This is a genomic window from Pedobacter chitinilyticus, from assembly GCF_003313385.1.
Classification (GTDB): Bacteria; Bacteroidota; Bacteroidia; order Sphingobacteriales; family Sphingobacteriaceae; genus Pedobacter; species Pedobacter chitinilyticus.
In genome coordinates, this window is sequence record NZ_QMHN01000001.1 from 204,070 (window position 1) to 220,352 (window position 16,283).

The window sequence follows — 16,283 nt, forward strand, 5'->3', positions numbered from 1 at the left end:
TTTATAAGATTTATTAATATATTTACAGACCAAACCAAACCATACTAGATTTATAATAACCAAGATAACCGAGTATTTTAATATGATCATATCAGAGGCAACACATTCCCGTAATTTAAAATCTAATCAATTAACCACAGATTTTGCAGTGATTGGCGGTGGACTGGCAGGGGTTTGTACTGCCATTACAGCTGCACGTAAAGGTGTAAAAGTAGTTTTAGTACAAGATAGACCCGTTTTAGGTGGTAACTCATCCAGCGAAGTTCGTTTATGGATTTTGGGTGCAACCTCTCACATGGGTAACAATAACCGTTGGAGTAGAGAAGGTGGTGTTATCGACGAAATTTTAGTAGAAAATACCTATAAAAACAAAGAAGGAAATGCCTTAATATTTGATGCCATCCTATTAGATAAGATATTGGCCGAGCCCAATATCACGCTTTTGTTAAACACCGCAGTTCATGAAGTACATAAATCTGACCCAGAAAAAATTTCATCAGTAAAAGCTTTTTGCAGTCAGAATTCTACCGAATACCATATCCATGCTCCTTTGTTTTGTGACGCCTCTGGAGATGGAATTGTTGGCTTTTTAGCAGGTGCTGCTTTTAGAATGGGGGCCGAAAGTACGGAAGAGTTTGGTGAAAAATTTGCACCATCCAAAGAGTACGGCGAATTGCTTGGCCACAGTTTGTATTTCTACACCAAAGACACGGGCAAACCTGTAAAATTTACTGTGCCTAATTTTGCTTTGCAAGACATCACTACAGAAATTCCACGCTTTAGAAACTTTAACACCAAAGAGTACGGTTGTAAGCTATGGTGGTTAGAATATGGTGGAAGATTGGATACGGTACATGATACCGAAAAAATTAAAATGGAGCTGTGGAAAGTCGTTTACGGTGCTTGGAATTACATTAAAAATTCGGGCAATTTCCCAGAAGCGGAAACCATGACCTTAGAATGGGTAGGAACCATTCCTGGTAAAAGAGAAAGCCGCCGTTTTGAAGGCGATTACATGTTGCGCCAACAAGATATCATCGAACAAAACACTCATGATGATGCTGTTGCATTTGGCGGATGGTCCATAGACCTTCATCCAGCGGATGGTGTATTCAGTGAAAAACCTGGTTGCAACCAATGGCACAGTAAAGGGATTTATCAAATTCCTTACCGTTGCTTATATAGCAAAAACATCAAAAACCTTTTCCTTACAGGACGTATTATTAGTGCTACCCACGTGGCATTTGCTTCGACGAGGGTAATGGCAACCGCGGCACACGTGGGCCAAGCGGTGGGTATGGCTGCTTTTATAGCAAAGGAGAATAGTGTAAATCCAGCGGAAATCATTCATCAAAATCTGATTGGTCGATTGCAAGATGAATTGCTGAAAAGTGGTCAGCATATTCCTGGCTATGCATTAAATGACCAGCAAGATTTGGTACAAACAGCCAAGCTAACAGTATCAAGTGAATATGTATTAGACGAGTTGCCATCGGAATTATTGAAAAGCCTAGAAATTGCTACTGCACAAATGTTGCCGTTAAACGAAGGTAAAGTGCCGCAAGTGATTTTTCATGCAGAGGCTGATGAAGCAACCGAGTTAGAAGTTGAACTTCGAATCAGTGGAAAATCGGCAAACTATACACCTGATGTTATTCTTGAAAAACAAACCTTGGCGATACAACCTGGTCGCAATTGTTTGCATGTAGATTTTTCTGCCCAGCTTACCGAAACGGCGTATGCGTTTATCGTTTTCCATAAAAATCCGAAAGTAAAACTACACCTTACCCAACAACGGGTTACAGGAGTGATTTCTGTATTTAATTCGGTAAATAAAGCGGTGTCTAATTTTGGGAAGCAAGTTCCAACGGAAGACATTGGTGTAGATGAATTTGAGTTTTGGTGCCCTCAACGCAGGCCAGAAGGACATAACGTAGCTTTTAAATTGAATCCATCCTTAAACAAATTTGGAAAAGAGAACATTAAAAGCGGTGTTTACAGGCCTGTTAACGAGCCAAATGCATGGGTGGCTGCAAAAGAAGACAAAGCGCCTAGCCTTCAAATAGCATGGGATGAGGTACAGACCATTCAAAAGATAGAACTGTTTTTTGATACCGATTACGACCACCCAATGGAAAGTGTTTTAATGGGCCACCCAGAAGACGTAATGCCTTTCTGTGTACGTAATTACACCATTAAAGATGATTTGGATAATGTTGTTTTTGAAAAGTCGGGTAATTACCAAACCATTAATACCATTGTTTTAGACAAAGCTATTAGTACGAAACACTTGACGGTAACACTAGAACATCCATCAGAAAATGTCCCAGCAGCTTTGTTTGGGGTAAGGTGTTACTAGATTAAACCTGCTGAAAATGTAGGGATAAATCCTACTTCAAGTAATTTATGTTTCGCTTGAAGTAGGATTTTAACTTTTAATAAGAATTGAAATTACTCCACTACTTGCGAACCATTTCCAGTTTCTACCACATAAGTGCTCAAGTTTAAGCCAAACTGCTTGTCGTAAAGCTGTGTAAGTTTAGCGGTCAACTCATCAATGGCTTCATCCTTTACAATGTTGATGGTACAACCTCCAAATCCGCCACCCATCATCCTGGCACCCAATACTTCGGCTACCTCTTTCACCTGTTCTACCAGAAAATCTAATTCCTTACAACTCACTTCATAAGCTTTGTTTAATCCCTCGTGAGTTTCAAACATCAATTTACCTAACTCGGCTAATCTGCCATCTTTTAAGGCTGCGGCAGCTTTTTTTACTCGTGCTATTTCTGCTACTACATAGCTACATTTGGTGTATACCTCTGCATCTTTAGGCAATACGTATTCCGATAGCATTTCTGGACTGACATCCCTTAGATACTCAACTTCGGGATGCTGTGCTTTAACCCAAGCTACACCCTGTTCACATTGTTCTCTTCTCTTATTATAAGCCGATTCGCTTAAGGAATGCTTTACATTGGTGTTAAACAATACCAATTTGTAGCCTTCTAATTTTAAAGGGATATATTCATGCTCCAGCGATTCGCAATCCAACATCATGGCGTAATCTTTTTGACCAAATACCGAGGCAAATTGGTCCATGATCCCACAGTTTACACCTGCAAACTCGTGTTCTGCTTTTTGAGCAATGAGCGCCAAATCCATTTTTGGAATAGTAAGTTGATGGAGTTCGCTTAAGGCAAAAGCGGTGGCGCATTCAATAGCTGCTGAGGACGATAAACCCGCACCTAATGGCACATCACCATAAATGTAAAGGTTGAAGCCCGAAAGTTCAAAGCCTCGTTTCAATAAGCCATGAACCACCCCAAGGATATAATTGGCCCAAGCTTTTTCGCTTTTGCTGACTGCGCTAATGTTGCCAATATATTTTTCCTCGTAGCTTTCAGCGTACAATTGGATCTGTTCATCATCTCGTTTAGAAATGGCTACATACACCGCTTTGTTAATGGCGGCAGGCATCACCAATCCACCATTGTAATCGGTATGCTCGCCAATGATATTGATACGGCCAGGCGATTTAACGAGTATAGGCTCCGCATCGAAAATTTTTCTGAAGGCGTCTTTAAGAGATTGGGGATTCATGTGTTAGTGTTTTATTTTTATAATGTTCGGTAGAAAGTTCTTTTAGTCGAGCGGCGGCGTATTCAGGGGTAATGTCGCGTTGTGGATTGGCCAACATTTCGTAGCCTACCATAAATTTCTTTACCGTTGCCGAGCGTAATAAGGGTGGATAAAAATGCATGTGCCAATGCCATTCTGGATGGTCGCCGCTATTTACAGGCGCTTGGTGCATACCAGCCGAGTAGGGGAATGAAGTTTCGAAAAGGTTGTCGTATTTGGTGGTCACTACTTTCAGTGCTTCCGCAAGCAAAAGTTTTTCCTGCTCGTCAAAAGCCAATAAGTTTTGCACGTGTCTTTTGCTGATGATCATGGTTTCGTAAGGCCATACCGCCCAAAAAGGAACCAGTACCACAAAAGCATCATTCTCAAAAATAATACGTTCTTGCTTCTCTAGCTCAAGGTTCAAGTAATCACTCAAAAGGCTGGTTTGATGTTTGTCAAGATAAGCCTTTTGTCTTTCACTTTCCTTAATAATTTCTACAGGCAATTCGCTTTGTGCCCATATTTGCCCATGCGGATGGGGGTTGCTACAGCCCATAATTTCACCTTTGTTTTCGAAAATCTGGATGTATTTGATCCATGGGTGACCTGAAAGGCTTTTAAATTCGTGTTGCCAAAGGTCTATCACTTTACTGATTTCGGCTACGCTTAACTCTGGTAAAGTAAGGTGATGTTTGGGGCTAAAGCTGATCACCTTGCAAATGCCACGTTCTGTTTGGGCAACTAGCAAATCCTTTTGGTTATAGCTTTCGTTGGGCGTGTCTTCCAGCAATGCCGAAAAGTCATTTTTAAAAACAAAGCTTTCCTGATAATCTGGATTGGTCTCGCCATCAGCTCTGGTGTTGGTAGGGCACAGGTAACATTTGGGATCGTAAGCAGGTCTGTTGTCCTGCGGTAAATCCTCAATTTTCCCCTGCCATGGTCTTTTGGTGCGGTGGGGCGATACCAGCACCCATTCGCCAGTAAGTAGGTTTAATCTCCGATGTGGATTGGTGTCTAGAGGTTGCGATCCGTGCATGTAAATTGATATTTGATTTGTAATTAGTTGGCACTAATTTACAGATAAATTTATTAATAGTCTGTATGACTATTAATAAATAGCTAAGGTTTGTTAATTTTGGGATATTAATCTTAACAGCAATCCTTAAATAAGCTTACAAATGATCGAATATTCTAATCAAACGCATTACCTGGTTGCCGTAGATTGTATTGTGTTTGGCTTTGATGGGGAGCGCCTAAAATTGCTATTGGTGAAGCGGGGGCTTGAGCCTGAAATCGATAAATGGAGTTTAATTGGCGGTTTTGTGAGTGCGGGAGAAAGTACTGACGAGGCTGCTGCCAGGGTATTGAAAAAGAATACGGGGCTGGATGGGATTTATTTAGAGCAGTTTCAGGTGTATGGAAAGCCAGATCGCGACCCTATTGAAAGGGTACTTTCGGTAGCTTATTTTGCCTTAATTGATATTCATAAATATAGCGCACAAATTAATGCTGATTATCATGCGGAATGGTTTCCCATCAACGAGAAACCCGCACTGATTTTCGATCATGAAACCATGGTGACGGATGCTTGGAAAAAGCTTCGCTACAAAGCTGCTTTACATCCCATTTTGTTTGAACTGCTTCCCAAAAAGTTTACGCTTCCTCAGCTGCAGGTGCTTTTTGAGGAAGTGAACGATATGAAGATTGATACAGGGAACTTCAATCGAAAAATAAAATCAACAGGGTTGCTTATTAAGTTGGAAGAAAAGGACAAATCAAGTTCCAAAAAAGGCGCCTTTTACTTTAAGCTAAACCAAAAGCGGTACCAATCCGATTTCCATTTGGTGCTTAATGTGTTTCGTAGTTCTAAGTAAGTTCAATCTAATTCTTCACACGCAAAGCCTTTTTGATTTAATATTTCCACAATTCTTTCGGGGTTTTCCAAAGGCGTATCGGCACGGAGGATACGGTCGCAATCTTCGAGATCGAAATTCCAATCGATTTTGGCCAAAGCATTATCTAAAAGAGGTTTTAATAAACGCACCTCATTTTCGGTTTGTACGGAAGTTTTGAATACGTATATCATGATGATGGGGTTTAAGTTTACAATCCTTTTTTACCTTCAAGCCAATAACCATGTGAGAAGATTTTGGCTTTGGTACTATTCTTTATGACTTTTTTGAAAGCTTGTACCGATTTTGCATTTCCTGTAAGTACAAAAGTGGTGTCATTACTTGTTGGGCCTTGAAAAATGGGTAGGTTGCTGATCCAATTTTCGTTAAGAAAGGAACCATCCTTGGCAAATACCGTATAGTTTGGAATGCCCAGCAGTTTGGGAACATGCTGATTTACTTGCGCTAATTCAAAATAAAAATGAAACTGATGATGATTGTTGATGAGCACGGGTAGGAAAGCGCAAGCCAATGCCAAAGAAGTTTCATCACCAAAAATGAGGTACTTTTTGAACGACTTTTCGTAGCATTTGTGTGCTCTGGGCGCACTTACGACTACTTTATCGCCTACTTTTAAATCTTCCATAAACTGTCTACCTTGGCCTTTGCCATGCAGGTGAACAATAAATTCCAATGTTTCCTTTTGCGGGTCGATGTAGGAAACGGTGTATCTTCTAGCTTCGGTATCCGAAACCCTAAAATCTAGGTATGATCCTACTTGGAATTGCAAGGAATCAAAAGTTCCTTTAAACTGTATTTTTTTAATCGATGGAGATAAATATTCGCTCATCGAGACTTTCATTAAAGGTACGTTAGGAAGTAATAGGCGTTCGACCACGTCGAATAACCATTTTGGTGCACTTGGCATAAGCTATGTTTTTTTTACAAAGCAAGCCTAAATGTGCTGGATAGGAAAGGAGAATGCAAGGTGATGATTGGACTAATCGAGGTTTTTGTTTCTGAAGCTCAATGCCGACATGCCCACCACTTTGGAGAAAAGACGAGAGAAATAAGGGTAGTCATCGTAACCAAGTTCGGCGGCAATCTCTTTTACTGATCTGTTAGAATGGTACAACAGGCGTTTGGCTTCTAAGATAATGCGTTGCTGGATATGGTAGGAGACTGGATAACCCGTAGCTTTTTTGAGGCATTCGTTCAAATATACAGCCGAAATGTTTAATTTCTCTGCATAAGCCGCTGGACTTTTAGATTGGATAAATTCTTGTTCCAAAAGTGTTCTGAAGTTGCTGGTAATGATTTCGGCTCTGTTTAATTTGGCTTTTGGTTTAGCTTGCCCCAAATATTGTGTAATCATGAGGCCCACCAAGGCATTACAACTATCTCTTAAAATAGACTTGAAAAGTTGTTCGGGCTTGCTTTCCCAAAACTTAAGACATAGTGTAACGGTTTCCTTAAAAAGGATAAGCTCTTGCGATGTTAATTTTAGCGGTGCAAGTGGTGCTATTTCCTGTAAAAGGTTTAGCCATTCTACATGGAGGCTTTCATTGCTGATGATCAATACATTCACATTGATATCCTGTGCCGCCAACATGCGATGGACCTGATTGGGATGAATGTAGGCAATGGCGGGACCAGTAATGCTATATTTCTGAAAATCGATTTCCATGGAAGTAGTCCCCGTTTCCTGTATAAAAAAGCAATGGTAATCATCTCGGTGGGCGTGCATGGCAGGCTCATAGGAAGCCAATTCGTCCATAGATAACTTTGCGACATACATTCCTCTTTCGAATTCATCGGACATGGTTTTTAAAGGAATGGTGGATTTGCTTTTTGGCATCGGTTTCGGTTGAGTAGGTAAAGATAATGACAGTTGAGTATTTTAAATATTGCTATTTAATTATTCCTGTAGATTTGTATATATGGAAAAAAGAGGTCAAAAATTACAGGATATTATTAATTGGGCGAAGAAAAATGAAGAGGTAAGAGCCCTTTTACTAACCAGTTCTTTAGTAAATCCCTTGGCGCCTGTTGATGAATTTAGTGATTTAGATATAGAAGTCATTTTTGAGGATAATGCCTCTTATGTCCATAATTCGTTATGGCTTAACTTGTTTGGTACACCTATCGCGGTTCTTGAAGAGGATGATGCCTGTTTTGAGGGTAAACATGCAATGAAAATGGTTCTTTACGAAGACCATGTTAAGGTTGACTTTAAGCTATTCAGTAAAATCCAGTTTGTGGCAGAAACGCAATTGGAACAATTGCCCGAAGATTGGGATATTGGCTATCAGGTGCTTTTGGATAAAGATGATATCACTTCATTCCTTAAAAAGCCTAGTTACCAAGTTTCTATCATTAAAAAACCGGTTATAGAAGAGTTTCAACGCATTTTAAACGATTTTTGGTGGGACACTACTTACGTGGCGAAATGTTTGGCTAGGGGAGATCTCTTTTATGCCAAATTCATGTCTGAAGACAATATTCGTACGGCTTACCTAGTGCCTTTAATTGAGTGGTACATTGCAAGCCAACATCAATGGAACATTACCACGAACAAACATGGGCGCTTATTCAAAAAATACCTTAGCGATAAGGAGTGGCAAATGGTAGAGGCCACCTTTAGCGGAAGCGATGTGGACGAGAATTGGAAGGCCTTGTTTGCCATGGCCGATTTGGTGAATAAAATGGGTACTTTACTATCTGAAAAGTTGGAAACTTCTTATCCGATTGAATTGGAATTGAAAATAAGGACTTATTTGAGACAAGTTAGGGCGGGGTATTAAACACCAATTCAATCGCTAATTCAATATCACGATCTACCAGGGTTTTGTTAGCCCAGCTTCCCGTATAAGCCACTTTCCAATCTAATCGGTTAAAGGTGAATTTGGAGATGATTTGATTATCTTTTTGTTGGGCAAAAAAGGTGATGTTTTTGGTGACATCTTTAATGGTTAGATCTCCACTGATTTTTAAACCGTTATGGTCGACTTTTTCAACATTGGTTAATACTAAAGTCGCTACTGGGTAGGTTTCAGTATCGAAGAAATCTACATCCTTTAAATGAGCAATTAGATTTTTGCGGGCGACGACTTCATGCGCAGGAATATCTGTTACGTCTATCGTTTCCATATCCACGATAAAATTTCCGCCAACAAGTATTTGTTGTGCAATGAATAGGTATCCTTTGCTCAAGGACATTTTTCCAGTTCGTTTTTTAAGTCCCCTCATTTCTGTCGCTGTCCATTTGATGTTGGATTTTAAAAGGTCAATGCTGACGGTATCGGTATTGATTGTTGCAGGCTTACTAGCTGTTGGGTTAATGATTACCGCGGGAGCTTTGGTTTGATGCTGCCTAACACAAGCATACATCAGCATTGCTGGCAAAAGCAAAACGAGTAATCTATTCATAATTCGGAATGTTTTTGCCTAAAATGATATTTCTTTTTATCGTCATCATTCCGTTTTGGAGCAATGGTTTTACGATTCCTGAGCCACCACGATTTTGTTGTTTCTTTCGGATATTTGCGGTCAGTAATGGGTCATCTTCAAACAGATAATCATCAATATAATACTCGTTTACATTGGGCTCCTTAATGGTAATGTGGATATGCTCGGGTTCGCTGCGGTCGGGATAGGCGGCAGGACGGAAAGTATAAAAGGTATAACTGCCATCGGCTCCTGTCTTGATCCATCCTCTAATGAATCCATGTCTTTTTGCCCATCCCGTTTCACCACCTTTTAGTTCGTAAATGCCTTGGCGGTTGGTGTGGTAAATGTAAATGATCACATCCTTTGCGGGTGTTTTACCATCAGCTTTGAAAACCTTTCCCATTATTTTTAATTGAGGTGAGCTTTGCTTAAACTTTGGTAAAGTGTCCGTGGCGCTTAATTTTTTATTCCCGTACTCGTAAATGGCTTCGCATCCTTCACAAGGGCCACCCAACTTTTTTGGTTGTTGTGCATGACAAGCGGTAGCAGCCATAGAGAGCAGCATTAGCATGAGATTTGTTTTAAAGTTCATTGTTTTGATATTTTCTGATGATGAAAACAAAACTATGAACGATGGCTTTGTGCTGGAATTAAAATAGGCTAACCTGATGAGTTTATACGTTATCCTGATGAGGGAAGCTGAATTTCTTTTTAAATGCCTCTACATAGGTTCGGCTTAATCTGATATGTTCACCACTTTTTAATTGCAAATCATAATCTCCATTAAGTCGAGATTTAATAGTAGCAATCATGTGGAGGTTGACAAGGGTTGTTTTGTGTACTTGAACAAACACTTTTGGATCTATTTTCTGATAGAAAGCCTTTAGTGTATCGGTATGTAAGTATTCCTTATCTCCCGCATTAATGGTGATATATGGCGTAGCGGAAGTGACTTTTGTAATTTCGTTAACAAATACTAAGGTTTTGTTTCTGCCATGTTGTACCATTACTTGTGTTAACCACTGCTTTTCATTTTGTTCGATCGGATTGCGGCTCACTAAAAAATGGAATTGTATGAAGGCGAAACAGGCGTAAACTACCACCATTTTATAAAAATCTTGCGCAAGGGTGTAGGTAAAGACTTTGTACAAATTATACCTGCCCTCAAAAAATAGCACAGAGAATGACCAAGTAGTTACAGCAACGATGATAAGGTGTACGATACTTGCCACCAGTACAAAAGGGATGATTTGAGCTGCGCCAGTTAATTTGGTTTGCTGAAATGCTCGATGAAACAGCGCTAGCATAGGAATAAAAAGGAGCCAAATTGCTTTAAAGAGTAGAGATTCCTCGATATAAAATGAGGAGCTATTTCTGATGGATTCAAGGAAATCTTGTCCGATGGTAAGCGAGGTAATGGCCATAAATACCACAGAAAGAATGGCTAGCAATTTGCCAGTAGGGATAGTGGTGTGTTTTTCTGTCTGTGCTAGAAGCATGATTTTTAATTTTCTTTCAGTTTATTAACAATGAAATTCCAATGCAGGTTGAAAGGTTCTAGTTGTGCCGCTTTTTCAAAATAAGCTAAAGCTTTCTTTTTGTCTTTTTGGTATCGCTTATAAATTTCACCAAGGCTTTCGTATACCAATGTCGTGTTTGGGTATTCAGCTTGGTTCAATTCAAATATCTTAATGGCGTCGTTAATTTGTTTACTTCTTCTAAGTTCTTGCCCCAAATTGTTTAATTGGTTCTCATCAAACGAATACGGAGCGTTAGTAGCTTTAAGTGCTTTGTAAAGTTGTATCGCTGTGTCTGTTCCTTTGCTTTTTACCGTTTCCCTTAGGGTGTCTAACAGTGCCCAGCTATAGCGATAAGTATTAATGGGCGATGTTGGTTCTAGTATATGTTTGCCAATATCTGTTACCCCATTGTTGGAACTGGACAGTACTACGACACCAAATTTGTTCTTGGCATCTATCCCAATAAAAGTGCGAAAACCAGGAGTGCCACCATCTTTAAAAATAAGATTTCTTCCATCTTTTTCCCATAAGGTCCAGCCCATGGTGGCATAGTCGGGGCCATTGCTTTCCTTTTTGATGTGTTTGGCATGGGTAAGTTGCATGGCAGGTAAAAAATTACTTTGGATAAGCCCCAGGTTTGCAGCAGCAAAGGTAAGCATATCTTTCATGTTGGAACGGAATGCGCCCGCGCCATCTATCGATGAAAGATTAAGGGGAGGAGCTGGTTTACCGTATTCAGAATGCCCAATAGCTGTATTTTTTAATAATGAAGGAGTTAAGGTAATGATGGTACTTTGCATGCCCAAGGGTTTGCAAATTTGTTCTTTAATGAGCTCTTCGTAATTTTTAGCTTTTGATGCCGTCGTTAAGATGTAGCCCAGTAATCCATAGGCAGTATTTGAATAACGCCAGCTGGAACCAATTTCGATATCTGGTTGATAAGCGGAAACGTACTCAAACAAACGTTTGGCGGTATAATCGCCATAAGGGTCATCCAAGTTTTTTGGATCTACATTATAAGGAAAGCGGGGAAAAGTAGAAGTATGGATGGACAAATCCAGTAAAGAAATTTCCTTGCCTTTAGTGTTTGGAGTTTTAACCGATTTTGGTAGGAATTTGGAGATAGGGTCTTGAAGAGAAAGTTGTTGCTTCAGGCTCATGTCTGCCAAAATTAAGGAAGTGAAAACCTTGGTAATGGAACCAATTTCATAGATCGTATTGCTGTCTGGTAACCTTGGGTCATTGTCACTGATTATCCCTTCGCTAAAGATTCTCCTGCCATTGGAATCGATGATGCCGATAATGATGCTCTTGCTTCTTTTACTATCTACAGCTGTTTTGATCATGGCCTTGATCTCTTTTGAAGGGAGTTGCGCCATGGCTGTATTAGCAATAATTGATAAAAAGAGGAGCAATTGCAAGGACTTTTTCATGGTATCTAGTTTGTGTGTAAAGCACTACCTATAATGTTTCTAAGATACCAATATTTATGTTAAATAAGCGTGATGAAGATTGCTTCGTACCTCGCAAAGACGTGAATAGTAACGTTATTGCGAGACACGAAGCTGAAATTAAATTCGGATGCTTTTCTGTGATTGTTATATTTGTTTAAACACCACAAGCCTTAATTAATCCAATGACTACCGAACCCAAAGTCCTTTTATTCCAGCATTTTGAAAAGTACATCAAATTGAGCGACACCTTAAAAGCTGCTTTGGATGAGCGTGCAAGTTTTGTTTCTTTTAAAAAAGGGGAAATGGTACATGATGCTGAAAAGGTGTGTACGAAATCTTATTTTATACAAAAAGGCTTGTTCAGGGCTTATTTTATTAAGGATGGCAAAGAAATTAGCGAATACTTCCCAGCAGAAAATGAATGGAGCAACTCGCCCAAAAGCTTTATCACCAGGCAAAAAGACGTTTATTATATTGATGCCATTGAGCCTACCGAAGCTTTTTGCTTGCAGGTAAACGATTTGGTTTATTTGTTTGAAAATTTTCCAGAAATGGAACGTTATGCCCGATTGTCGATGGGAACTGTGTTTGGCCATCTGATGGAGCGCATCACTTCGTTAAGATTTACCAGCGCAAAGGAAAAATATGCTCATTTTCTGCAAACTTATCACGATATCCATCACCGTATTCCCTTGGGGATGGTGGCTTCTTATTTGGGTATCACGCAAGAGACCTTAAGCAGAATTAGGGGCGAGAGATAACTTTTTGATTTACATCAAAAGCATTTATGTAAATAATCTCCACTTTTGATTAAAAAAAAGATGGACTTGAAAAAAGCAAAACAACTTAGCCTAGCACTATTTTTCTTTCTACTACCTGCTGTCGTATTTTCGCAAGATACTTTGACGGTAAAAAACGTAGAAGCAATTTTATATAGCAATAAACAAGCTAAACAGCCTTTAGTGGTAGGTTTGGGTGGCTCAGAAGGTGGTAACGCTTGGACCAGCGATTACTGGAAGCAAACGCGGAAACAATTTTTAGCTAAAGGTTATGCTTTTTTAGCGATTGGTTATTTTGGATGTCAAGGGACACCGAAAATATTAGATCAAATCGCTATTGATGAAGTTTATCAGGCCATTGCTGCCGCTAAAAAACATCAAAAAGTAGATAGCAATCAAATCGCTGTAATAGGTGGTTCTCGTGGGGCCGATTTGGCTTTATTGTTAGGGAGTTATTATCCTGATATTGATGCGGTAGTGGCCATGTCGGCTAGCCATGCGGTTTTCCCTGGACATACACAGCATTTCACGAGCTCTTGCTGGACTTTTAAAGGAAGGGAGCTTCCTTTTATTCCCGTAAACGATCAGGCGGTGCCCTTTTTAATGAAAAGAGATTTACGCGGTACTTTCACGGCCATGATGCAGGATAGCATTGCGGAACAAAAGGCTTTGATTAAGGTAGAACGTATTCACGGTGCAGTGCTATTGCTTTCGGCGGATAAGGATGAGATGATTCCAGCGGTTCAAATGGGCGAGAAGATGGTGGCCAGATTAAAAACGCATCTGTTTAAATATCCTTATCAACATATTGTTTACCAAGGTTCGCATACCGAGCCCACCAAGCATTTTGACCAAGTTTTTGATTTTTTGGATCGTAATTTTCTGAAAAGGAGATAGTATTGCTAACTTAGCCTAAGTGCTTGTTAAAAAAAATAGTGCATGTCGACTCTAAGACCTATTCACCCAGATTTTGAACGTTTGTTGGGCTTTAAGGAAAAACAGCTCATTGGCCTTTTTGCCGATTTAAGGGCATTTATTTTAGAGCTTTACCCGCAAAGTAATGAGTTGTTATATCATACGCATGCGCTGACCGCTGTTTTTTCTATTTCTGATAAACTGTCGGATGCTTTTTGCATGCTTCCCATTTATACTAACCATATGAACCTTGGTTTTAATAAAGGCACTTTGCTGAAAGATCCACACCAGTTGCTTACAGGAACGGGAAATTTAATTAGGCATATTGATGTGAAGGAACCCAAGGATTATCGTAATTCTAAAGTGCAGGGTTTGATACAGGAAGCGATTGATTTTGCCATTAAGGATATGGATAAGCCTACCAAAGTTATGGCTCAAACCATTTCTAAAATCAAAGGGTAATGTTTGGGATGTGTTTGTAGCCTAAATTAACCACATAGGCACATAGTAAATTCAATACCTTTAACACGATCTGGGGATATTTTTTTGAATTTTATTATCCTGAGCCCCTAGCAAATCCTCTTTATTTTCTAAAGTCGACTTTTTCCTTTGAGGGTTCCAAAATCAAAGGAAAATGCCCTATGTTTCTATGTGTTTGTAGCCTAAATTAACCACATAGACACATAGCAATTAAATAAGATAGGTTTAAGAGCGTTTTTTTGCATGGAGGAAGATCCGATAATCCTTCTTTTGGATAACTGACCTGATGGTGAAATGCCGACTTCATTTTTCGATAGCTCGATAAAGGGGTTTGTAGGTGCCTTCAATTTGATTTTCAATAAGTTGGAGGTTTCTTGATAACTAAGTTCTTACTGATAAAACAAGTAAACTGTTTTCTACTATACATTTTGATGTCACCCTTTTATCGCATGGGAGAAATGTTTTTTTATTTAGATCATATAGATGGATTGTTGAGAAATGAGCTTCGTTTTCTAGTTTTTAATGGTAAAATGCTTATTTTTCGACATCATGTTAAAGCTTCTCTTTATAGGTATGTTGCTGATGGGCTATTGCTGCTTTCAGCAAACTCCATCTCGGGTGGTTAAAAAAATGACAGCCCATATAGTTCATCCAGTCTATAATGGAATAGGTACGGATAGCCTCATCAATTTTAAGGGTAAGAAGTATTTCGTGAATTGGATAGAGGACTATGACGAAAGCAGCAAGCTCATCAAGTTTTCGATATGGAAGCCCTTGGGCTATTTGGAGTTTTCGGAAAAGAACATTATCCATGCCCAAAAATTTCAAAAATATTATGGGCTAAGAGATACTTTGGCATATCGTAAGCTGAATGATGATAGCGTTAAACTGAATGGTGTGGTTTATACCGTCAAGGGAAAAGAGAAGGACAGGTTGTATCTGGTGCGATCTTCCCAAAAAGATGAATTATATATTTTAGAGTTTAAGCCGTGAAAGAAACATTGATTTTGATATGGTGGACGATTTAAGGAAAATAGATAAGACGATCTTGTTCTGTATTTTTGTAGGACCAGTAATTTTGATGTTTTTGTTTGTGATTTATAATATTGTTACTGGAAAATCTACCGCAGAATTGATAATGGAAGATGATTTATCTGAACATTTTCACGGTAAAATAGATACGCAATATGTTGAAACTTTCAATCATGGTATTAAGTACGCCGAACTGTCCACTGGTTATAAGTATCCGATTTTTAGCAACTGGGAGCGCTATTTGGAAAAGGGCGATTCATTAGCAAAAGACAGTAACTCTTTTCAGCTGCGTATATTTAAAATGAAAGGAGATACGCTGGTTTTAGATTACAGGGATACTTATAGGAAGGAAGTTAGAAAAAAGTTGGGGATTTGAATGAATCATCAAAAAATGAATAGACTAAAATTAATACTAACGGGCAAGTTGTGGAAAATGCAAATCTTAATACTTTAAATTCTTGGTTGGTGATAACACCAACCAAAAGTTAAATTCCAAAAACCTTATCAACGAAGAGACACCTTAGAATATCGTAGCCTTAAAAATAACAGGGTTCAGTTAAATGACCTTGTTTATTTTATTATGTTAGTTTTCTTAAAATCAGCTAGTTTTTATTTGATTTCAGTCAGTGGTGGGTGATCATAGCAACAAAAAGTTAAAAACACTTTTTCCGATCCCAAAGCCCAAGTCAGGGTAAGGCTCATTTCTGGGCACTAAGACCTGCGTAAAAGAGAGGATGACTGATTTGGAAGAGTTTTATTTAGATAAAAAGCTTAAAATTTATTTGTTTTCTTTTTGTGGTAATGGAGTCGCTTTTTTTGCAGCAGCTGAGTAATACTCTTTAAGCTTAATCCTTTGTTCAGGGCTCAATAAACTGTCTATACGTTTTGTTCTCGATAAGGATAATTTTAATAATAATTCTCTTCGCTCAAGATAATTAATTGAAGTTGTTTTTGATATTTTCAATACACTATCGCGATGTTCTTGAATGATCTTTTTAAATGTAGCTTGTTGTTGTTTAGTTAACCGAAGTAGGGTTGCAATATTTGTTTTTTGTCCCGCTTCATGTTGTGCATATGAGGTAAGCGAGATTAAAAAAATAACAATGATGATTAAATGTGTCTTTTGCATTTCTATGT

18 protein-coding genes are annotated in these 16,283 nt (G+C 38.9%); 8 read left to right on the top strand and 10 right to left on the bottom strand.

Annotated features, from left to right (window positions below):
- The first annotated feature begins 82 nt into the window (after window positions 1-82).
- Window positions 83-2,359 (top strand): FAD-dependent oxidoreductase, encoded by a 2,277-nt coding sequence (locus DUT70_RS00795; protein ID WP_113645388.1) that lies wholly within the window; start codon window positions 83-85, stop codon window positions 2,357-2,359.
- A gap of 92 nt (window positions 2,360-2,451) precedes the next feature.
- Here DUT70_RS00795 and DUT70_RS00800 read toward each other — a convergent pair whose 3' ends face one another.
- Window positions 2,452-3,603, bottom strand: coding sequence for a galactokinase (locus DUT70_RS00800; protein WP_113645390.1), 1,152 nt, complete (start codon window positions 3,601-3,603; stop codon window positions 2,452-2,454).
- On the bottom strand, window positions 3,584-4,660 hold the full coding sequence (locus DUT70_RS00805) for a UDP-glucose--hexose-1-phosphate uridylyltransferase (protein ID WP_113645392.1): 1,077 nt from the start codon (window positions 4,658-4,660) through the stop codon (window positions 3,584-3,586). The genes DUT70_RS00800 and DUT70_RS00805 overlap by 20 nt, the downstream gene beginning before the upstream one ends.
- A gap of 142 nt (window positions 4,661-4,802) precedes the next feature.
- Here DUT70_RS00805 and DUT70_RS00810 point away from each other — a divergent pair, with 142 nt between their 5' ends.
- Window positions 4,803-5,498, top strand: coding sequence for an NUDIX hydrolase (locus DUT70_RS00810; RefSeq protein WP_113645394.1), 696 nt, complete (start codon window positions 4,803-4,805; stop codon window positions 5,496-5,498).
- Between the two features lie 2 nt (window positions 5,499-5,500).
- On the opposite strand, the gene DUT70_RS00815 is transcribed toward DUT70_RS00810, so the two are convergent.
- The 3 genes from DUT70_RS00815 to DUT70_RS00825 form a co-directional block, all read right to left on the bottom strand.
- Window positions 5,501-5,710: a hypothetical protein gene (locus tag DUT70_RS00815; RefSeq protein ID WP_113645396.1), complete on the bottom strand. Its 210-nt coding sequence runs from the start codon at window positions 5,708-5,710 to the stop codon at window positions 5,501-5,503.
- Window positions 5,711-5,727: 17 nt separating this feature from the next.
- Window positions 5,728-6,444, bottom strand: a complete 717-nt coding sequence (locus DUT70_RS00820; protein WP_113645398.1) for an FAD-binding oxidoreductase — start codon at window positions 6,442-6,444, stop codon at window positions 5,728-5,730.
- 72 nt (window positions 6,445-6,516) lie between these two features.
- Complete coding sequence (locus tag DUT70_RS00825) at window positions 6,517-7,374, bottom strand: helix-turn-helix domain-containing protein (protein ID WP_113645400.1); 858 nt, start codon at window positions 7,372-7,374, stop codon at window positions 6,517-6,519.
- A gap of 82 nt (window positions 7,375-7,456) precedes the next feature.
- On the opposite strand from DUT70_RS00825, the gene DUT70_RS00830 reads away from it, so the two are divergent.
- Window positions 7,457-8,320, top strand: a complete 864-nt coding sequence (locus DUT70_RS00830; protein WP_113645402.1) for an AadS family aminoglycoside 6-adenylyltransferase — start codon at window positions 7,457-7,459, stop codon at window positions 8,318-8,320.
- Here DUT70_RS00830 and DUT70_RS00835 read toward each other — a convergent pair.
- The 4 genes from DUT70_RS00835 to DUT70_RS00850 form a co-directional block, all read right to left on the bottom strand.
- Complete coding sequence (locus DUT70_RS00835) at window positions 8,304-8,945, bottom strand: YceI family protein (protein ID WP_113645404.1); 642 nt, start codon at window positions 8,943-8,945, stop codon at window positions 8,304-8,306. The two genes, DUT70_RS00830 and DUT70_RS00835, sit on opposite strands and share 17 nt — an antisense overlap.
- A complete protein-coding gene (locus tag DUT70_RS00840; RefSeq protein WP_113645406.1) occupies window positions 8,938-9,558 on the bottom strand; it encodes a dioxygenase family protein in 621 nt (206 codons plus the stop codon). Before DUT70_RS00840 ends, DUT70_RS00835 begins: the two co-directional genes overlap by 8 nt.
- Window positions 9,559-9,640: 82 nt before the next feature.
- Window positions 9,641-10,465: a LytR/AlgR family response regulator transcription factor gene (locus DUT70_RS00845; RefSeq protein ID WP_113645407.1), complete on the bottom strand. Its 825-nt coding sequence runs from the start codon at window positions 10,463-10,465 to the stop codon at window positions 9,641-9,643.
- A gap of 5 nt (window positions 10,466-10,470) precedes the next feature.
- Complete coding sequence (locus DUT70_RS00850; protein WP_113645409.1) at window positions 10,471-11,919, bottom strand: serine hydrolase domain-containing protein; 1,449 nt, start codon at window positions 11,917-11,919, stop codon at window positions 10,471-10,473.
- A gap of 203 nt (window positions 11,920-12,122) precedes the next feature.
- Between DUT70_RS00850 and DUT70_RS00855 the strand changes: the two genes are divergently transcribed.
- The 5 genes from DUT70_RS00855 (at window position 12,123) to DUT70_RS00875 (ending at window position 15,522) form a co-directional block, all read left to right on the top strand.
- A complete protein-coding gene (locus DUT70_RS00855) occupies window positions 12,123-12,701 on the top strand; it encodes a Crp/Fnr family transcriptional regulator (RefSeq protein ID WP_113645410.1) in 579 nt (192 codons plus the stop codon).
- Between the two features lie 60 nt (window positions 12,702-12,761).
- Window positions 12,762-13,616 (top strand): alpha/beta fold hydrolase, encoded by an 855-nt coding sequence (locus tag DUT70_RS00860; RefSeq protein WP_113645411.1) that lies wholly within the window; start codon window positions 12,762-12,764, stop codon window positions 13,614-13,616.
- A gap of 42 nt (window positions 13,617-13,658) precedes the next feature.
- The gene (locus tag DUT70_RS00865) at window positions 13,659-14,096 is read left to right on the top strand and encodes a DUF1801 domain-containing protein (RefSeq protein ID WP_113645412.1); all 438 of its coding nucleotides are present in this window, start codon (window positions 13,659-13,661) and stop codon (window positions 14,094-14,096) included.
- A 648-nt stretch (window positions 14,097-14,744) separates the two neighbouring features.
- Window positions 14,745-15,107, top strand: coding sequence for a hypothetical protein (locus DUT70_RS00870; protein ID WP_128353266.1), 363 nt, complete (start codon window positions 14,745-14,747; stop codon window positions 15,105-15,107).
- A 19-nt stretch (window positions 15,108-15,126) separates the two neighbouring features.
- Window positions 15,127-15,522 carry a hypothetical protein gene (locus DUT70_RS00875; RefSeq protein WP_113645415.1) on the top strand — a complete coding sequence of 132 codons (396 nt, stop codon included), beginning with the start codon at window positions 15,127-15,129 and terminating at the stop codon, window positions 15,520-15,522.
- 402 nt (window positions 15,523-15,924) lie between these two features.
- Here the strand turns inward: DUT70_RS00875 and DUT70_RS00880 are convergent, their stop codons facing one another.
- Window positions 15,925-16,275: a hypothetical protein gene (locus DUT70_RS00880; RefSeq protein WP_113645416.1), complete on the bottom strand. Its 351-nt coding sequence runs from the start codon at window positions 16,273-16,275 to the stop codon at window positions 15,925-15,927.
- Window positions 16,276-16,283: the final 8 nt, after the last annotated feature.